Origin of the sequence: uncultured Veillonella sp. (assembly GCF_900545205.1) — a bacterium.
In the GTDB taxonomy this organism is placed as follows: domain Bacteria; phylum Bacillota; class Negativicutes; order Veillonellales; family Veillonellaceae; genus Veillonella.
Genome location: NZ_UQYC01000087.1, coordinates 1 through 6,559 on the forward strand (window position 1 = coordinate 1; position 6,559 = coordinate 6,559).

Genomic DNA, 6,559 nt, shown 5'->3' on the forward strand with positions numbered 1-6,559 from the left:
ACCAGATGCTTACGGACGTGGACGTATTATCGGAGACTACCGTCGTGTTGCTTTATACGGGGTAGATCGTTTAATGGCTGAAAAATTAAAAGACCATAACAACACTTCACGTGTCATGGATGAAGAAAACATTCGTTTACGCGAAGAAATCTCTGAACAATACCGTGCTTTAAATGAATTAAAACAAATGGCAGCAAAACATGGTTTCGATATCTCTAAACCAGCAACAACTGCTAAAGAAGCAGTTCAATGGTTATACTTCGGATACTTAGCTGCAATTAAAGAGCAAAATGGTGCTGCGATGTCTTTAGGACGTACTTCTACATTCTTAGATATCTACATTGAGCGTGACTTACAAAACGGTGTAATCACTGAAGAAGAAGCACAAGAGATTATGGACCACTTCGTAATGAAATTACGTTTAGTTAAATTCTCTCGTACTCCAGATTACAATGAATTATTCTCAGGAGATCCAACTTGGGTAACTGAATCAATTGCTGGTATGTCAACTGATGGATTCCCATTAGTAACTAAAAACTCATTCCGTGTATTACACACATTAGATAACTTAGGACCAGCTCCAGAACCAAACTTAACAGTATTATGGTCAACTAAATTACCTCAAGGATTCAAAGAATACTGTGCAAAAATGTCAATCAAAACTTCAGCTATCCAATATGAAAATGATGACATCATGCGCCCAATCTACGGTGATGACTATGCAATCGCATGTTGCGTATCTCCAATGCGTATTGGTAAAGAAATGCAATTCTTCGGCGCTCGTTCCAACTTGGCAAAATGCTTGCTTTATGCAATCAATGGCGGCGTTGATGAAAAACTAAAGAAACAAATTGGTCCTAAATACCGCCCTATTACTTCCGAATACTTAGAATTCGATGAAGTATGGGAAAAATTCGACGACATGATGGAATGGTTGGCAGGCGTATATGTAAATGCATTGAACATCATTCACTACATGCACGATAAATACGCTTATGAAAAACTAGAAATGGCATTGCATGACCGCAAAGTAACTCGTTGGTTTGCAACTGGTATCGCTGGTTTATCTGTAGTAGCCGACTCCTTGTCCGCTATTAAATATGCTAAGGTAAAACCTATTCGTGACGAAAACGGCATCGCTGTTGATTTCGAAATCGAAGGTGACTTCCCTAAATATGGTAACGATGACGATCGTGTAGATAGCTTGGCAGCAAAAGTTGTTTCCACATTTATGAACAAGATTCGTAAACATCCTACATACCGTCAATCCGTTCCTACTATGAGCTTGTTAACAATTACTTCCAACGTAGTATATGGTACTGCAACAGGTTCCACTCCAGATGGTCGTAAAGCTGGTGAAGCTTTTGCTCCTGGTGCTAACCCAATGCATGGTCGTGATACTCACGGTGCTATTTCTTCGTTGGCATCCGTAGCAAAAATGCCATGGCGTGATAGCTCCGATGGTATTTCCAATACCTTCTCTATCATTCCTGACGCATTAGGTAAATCTGGTGAAACATTTGTGTCCGTCAGCGATTTTGATATTGAGTTAGATCCATCTCAATTGCCTAACTCCAATACAAACTTCGCTTGCAGCGAACCGAATGTTACTATAAAGGAAGATAAATAACGTCTTCCATAGTATCTGTGTGCTTTCACCGGCACCGATACGAGTGTTAGTCTTGGTTGAAAGGAGGCAATACCCATGAGCAACCAACAACAAGTTGATAACTTGGTAGAGTTATTGGATGGCTACTCCCAAAAAGGCGGTCATCATTTGAACGTTAACGTGTTCACTCGTGAAACATTGTTAGACGCTCAAAAACATCCTGAGTTGTACCCTCAATTGACTGTTCGTGTATCTGGTTACGCAGTACACTTCAACAAATTGACAAAACAACAACAGGACGAAGTTATTTCCCGTACATTCCATCAACAAATCTAATCGAGGTTTCCTATGACTGGACGTATTCATTCGATTGAAACGATGGGTACGGTTGATGGTCCAGGCATGCGCATGGTGGTTTTTCTCCAAGGATGCCCCATGCGTTGTGCTTATTGCCACAATCCCGATACATGGAATGAAACTAGCGATGATGTTAAGTTCACGACTGTGGAGGAGTTGTGGGACCAGTACGAACGTAACCGCCAATTTTATACTAATGGTGGTATCACCGTCACAGGTGGGGAAGCTCTAATGCAAATCGACTTTGTTACTGAGCTTTTCACATATTTCCGTGAAAGAAACGTCCATACCTGTTTAGATACAAGTGGAATTTGTTTTGATCCCCACCAAGAGGTGGCCTACCGTAAGCTACTCAGTGTCACTAGTCTCGTCATCCTAGACCTTAAAGAAATCGATCCTGATAAACATCTGTGGTTAACAGGCAAACCATTAGAGCCCATTCTCGGCTTTGCTCGATTAACGGCCGATGTAGAAGTTCCTATTTGGGTTCGTCACGTTGTAGTCCCTACCATCACAGATAATGCAGATCATCACTATCGTCTAGGCTTTTTCCTAGGATCTCTGAAAAATTTACAAGCCGTTGATTGCTTACCATATCATGTTATGGGTACTGCTAAATATAAGGAGTTAGGTCTCACCTATCGCCTAGAGGGCATACCGGCCGCATCAAAAGATATAGCGGCTAAAGCGACAAGAACCGTGGTAGAAGGCATCAAGGCCTATCGACGCCATTGGTGGAGTCCCATCAAAACACAACATCAATCATAATCAAGTTTGAGGATAACTACCTCCCTTGATATATATACAAATATATATTAAAAACTTGATCTATGATAGCCCTAAAACAATAGAGCCGCCCCCACACAACCGGGGACGGCTCTTATTGTATTTATAGACTATTTAGTTTCTATTATTTGTGCACTGATTTTGAATAATCAGCATATCGTTTAGGTAAACAACCTATTTGATCTAATATCCGCTCTACTAATATCTTTTATTTAGATACTACATTAATAGGTTCACCTTTAAAGAAGGCTTGTACATTGTCGCGAATGATGCCCACCAAGCGTTGGCGAGTTTCTAGACCTTTCCACCCCATATGAGGTGTAAGGATAACATTATCTAATGTATATAGAGGGCTATCCTCTGCTGGCGGTTCTACCTCTTGTACATCAAGACCGGCACCTGCAATACGTTTAGCTGCTAATGCTTCACAAAGGTCGGCTTCATTAATAAGAGGACCACGACCTGTATTGACGATAACAGCATTTGGCTTCATCTTGGCGATGGTTTCTTTATTAATCATGTGCTTAGTTTGGTCATTCAATGGGCAATGTAATGTAATATAATCACTATTTTCTAGTAATTCATCAAGGCTTACATAACGAATGCCGTCGCCATCAGCTTTTGGTGTACGTGTATGAATCAAGATATTCATGCCAAGTGCTTTTGCTACTTTGATTACTTCCATGCCGATATGACCAGCACCAACCACACCTAATGTTTTACCATTTACCTCTGTGTGGCTCACTTGCAAATATTTTGTAAAGTTGCTGCGATCACCTTTTGCAAGCATGCCGATTTGTTTTTGCATTGTAGATGCAAAATTGAGGATCATCATGATTACCGTATGCGCTACACGCTCTGTGCTATACGCTGGAATATTGCACACAGTAATACCTCGTTCCTTCGCTGCATTAAGATCAATATTGTTATAGCCTGTACCTGCTTCTACAATGAGCTTTACTGTATCTGGGAATTGTGAAAGTAACTCAGCATTAACAGGAAGCTCTTTTGTTACTACTACACGAGCCCCTTGGATACGCTCAATAAGCTCTTCGTTTGTACTATTATCATAAACCTGTACATCATTAGATAATACGGAGAAATCTAATGCATGGTCATAATTCATTTTACCTGCGTTTACTACTACTACACGTTCGCTCATGAGAACCTCCTACATAGATGCTATATTATATATTTATTAATTTCAAACCTACAAGTAATCTGGCTATGTTCACGATGTTAGATGACTACAATTTTGTCTATATCATTCATAACCAATCTATTAGCTAGAAAAAGCATATATCATACCTTACTATAAATTATACTATTATTTATATAAATTTATACCATTAATATCACAGCTAACTATATTAATTAGTATACTTTCACAATTATTGTATATAATATATGCAGAAAAGCTATAAAATTCAAAATAATACCAATATTTCTGTATAAAACTTTCACAAAAGTATTGTTTAATTCCCCAAAAGTTATAAAATAAAAGTAATGTTATATAGAATTGAGGAATACCATGAGACCCACCTATTTGACCATAAATACAAGTCTCGTTCGCGAGAACTTGCGCAAAATTAAAGATAGTTTACCGGAATGGAGCACATCTACAGCTGTTATCAAGGCCAATGGCTATGGTCACGGCAGCGTTATGATGGGCCGTATAGCCGTTGAGGAAGGTTATGAATCCTTAGCCGTTGCCATTCCTGAAGAATCTGTGCCTCTTCGCAATGCAGGTATTATGGTACCAATCTACCTACTAGGTCTCACACGCCCACAATCATTTGAGCTTGTAGCAGACACCAATTCCATTCCTGCCGTATGTGAATCTACAGATTTGGAGGCGCTCGATAAAGTAGCAGAAAATCACGATATGATTATTCGCGTTGCTGTTGCTGTTGATACAGGCATGCATCGTATTGGTATTAAACCAGAGGATGCTGTGGAGTTTATAAAACGTGTTGAGTCCTATGAAAACCTTGAAGTAGACGGTTTCTTCTCTCATATGAGTAACGCTGATGCGGCCGATCAAAGCCACGCTCATGGGCAGGCACAAAAATTCCATAAAATGGTAGACGAAATCCGTGCCTTTAGACCTGATGCGGATTATCGATTCTCCCTTGCCAATAGTGCTGGGTTATTATCTGTAAAAGATAGCTTATTTACCGATGCACGTCCTGGCATTATTCAATACGGTATTATGCCATCCCTTGATGTACCAAATCGATTAGGTTTGAAGCCAGTTCTCTCCTTCCATAGCGAAGTAGTACATGTACAGCATTTGGAAGCTGGCGAAGGCATTGGCTATGGATCTACCTATGTAACACCTGAACCAATGACGATTGCTACCATCCCTGTGGGATATGCAGATGGCTATCCTCGCAGCTTATCTAACCGAGGTACGGTCCTTATTCATGGTACACGTTGTCCTGTAGTAGGCCGCATCTGTATGGACCAATTTATGGTAGCCGTGCCTGATACAATTACTGTACAACCTGGTGATAAGGTTGTGCTTTTAGGTTCCCAAGGTCATGAAAGCATCTCTGCCCTAGAGATTGCCGCCCTTGCCTCTACGATTCCATATGAAATCTTCTGTGGTTTCTCTGAGCGCGTACCTAGACAATACATATAAAAGGCCCACTATTGTTACTAATAGTAAAGGCTCCATATACAAGAAGCGCAGGTATACATTATTGTATCTGCGCTTTTTATATTTTCAGTTCATATAACACTGATATCATTCAAATTTAGTTTTATAGTAGCTTAGAAAAAGCCCGTAATACATGCAGCGGTCTACATGTATTACGGGCTTTCCTGCTCCCCTATACCTAGCGTACTGTAAAGCAGTTACGTTCTTATTGTGAGAGAGAGTATTATATACCAAGTATATAATCTTATGATTGGGAGGGAACCACAATGCATAAGGGGCCCCCTGAACGACAGACGGCATAGGAGAGAGTCAATGTTTGTCTATCCAATCCAGAGGGCTGCGTGTGTGTAATTGTTTATTGTGTGTGTAAGTGTATTGTGTATGTGTGTAAGTATGTGTGTATAGTTTTGTGTGTTTAGTGTTCGTGTATTAAAGGGGTTTGCTTTACAGTGGCATAGGATATGGATTAGCTTATTTTACTGCCATACCTGTTTTAGCATCCAATACGATGGATACAGGTTTATTTTGTGCATCATGGAACTCTACAGTATAAATAGGTTTACCGTTTTGGTTTGCTACAGACCAAGAGTTAATACCAGTTGCTACATTGCCAGTTTGTGCGAAGGCTGCATTGATCGCCACATGTGGAGGTAACACAGTACCAGCATCAATAGCACTAGCTTCCATAGATGCATCATATGCTTTAGGAGTACCTTCAGTTACATTACCAGATGCCACATCTAGAGTCATGGAATGGGCACCACTAGTATTGAAACCGTCTACTTCATAGATAGCAGTTTTATCGGCAGCTTTGAAGGATACATTAGTAATCTTAGAGTCACCATATTTATTTTCAAATTGGTCGATTAAATAATTAGCACCAATTACGAAAATACTATTTTGATCGACTACGCCTGCTTGCTTACTTGTTGTGCTAGGTTGTGATTTTCCACTTTTAGAGTTTTTTTTTCCTCTTTAGTAGTTTCTTTTTTGTCAGCTTTTTTATCTGCTTTTACTTCTTTAGTTTCTTTTACAGCTTTATCAGCTTTAACTGCTTTGTCAGCTTTTACTTTAGGCGCTTTGTGTGCTTGCGCTTTTTTAGGTCTGCCACCGTGCTCAAGAATATGGGTAGCGGACTTCGTGCC

General features: G+C 39.9%; 6 protein-coding genes and 1 pseudogene. 4 read left to right on the forward strand and 3 right to left on the reverse strand.

Annotated elements, in window-relative coordinates:
• The 3 genes from QZR70_RS08035 to pflA form a co-directional block, all read left to right on the forward strand.
• On the forward strand, window positions 1-1,630 hold a 1,630-nt coding region (locus QZR70_RS08035), incomplete at its 5' end, for a pyruvate formate lyase family protein (RefSeq protein WP_295794357.1).
• Between the two features lie 75 nt (window positions 1,631-1,705).
• Window positions 1,706-1,945, forward strand: a complete 240-nt coding sequence (grcA3, locus tag QZR70_RS08040; protein WP_005376651.1) for an autonomous glycyl radical cofactor GrcA3 — start codon at window positions 1,706-1,708, stop codon at window positions 1,943-1,945.
• A gap of 12 nt (window positions 1,946-1,957) precedes the next feature.
• The gene (gene pflA, locus QZR70_RS08045; RefSeq protein ID WP_295794359.1) at window positions 1,958-2,734 is read left to right on the forward strand and encodes a pyruvate formate-lyase-activating protein; all 777 of its coding nucleotides are present in this window, start codon (window positions 1,958-1,960) and stop codon (window positions 2,732-2,734) included.
• Window positions 2,735-2,960: 226 nt separating this feature from the next.
• Here pflA and QZR70_RS08050 read toward each other — a convergent pair whose 3' ends face one another.
• The gene (locus QZR70_RS08050) at window positions 2,961-3,914 is read right to left on the reverse strand and encodes a 2-hydroxyacid dehydrogenase (protein ID WP_295794361.1); all 954 of its coding nucleotides are present in this window, start codon (window positions 3,912-3,914) and stop codon (window positions 2,961-2,963) included.
• 369 nt (window positions 3,915-4,283) lie between these two features.
• Between QZR70_RS08050 and alr the strand changes: the two genes are divergently transcribed.
• Window positions 4,284-5,396 (forward strand): alanine racemase, encoded by a 1,113-nt coding sequence (gene alr, locus QZR70_RS08055; protein WP_005387690.1) that lies wholly within the window; start codon window positions 4,284-4,286, stop codon window positions 5,394-5,396.
• Between the two features lie 489 nt (window positions 5,397-5,885).
• Here alr and QZR70_RS08060 read toward each other — a convergent pair whose 3' ends face one another.
• Complete coding sequence (locus QZR70_RS08060; RefSeq protein WP_105090104.1) at window positions 5,886-6,164, reverse strand: PepSY domain-containing protein; 279 nt, start codon at window positions 6,162-6,164, stop codon at window positions 5,886-5,888.
• 158 nt (window positions 6,165-6,322) lie between these two features.
• Window positions 6,323-6,559, reverse strand: a pseudogene (locus QZR70_RS08065) (ribonuclease E); the annotation flags it as partial.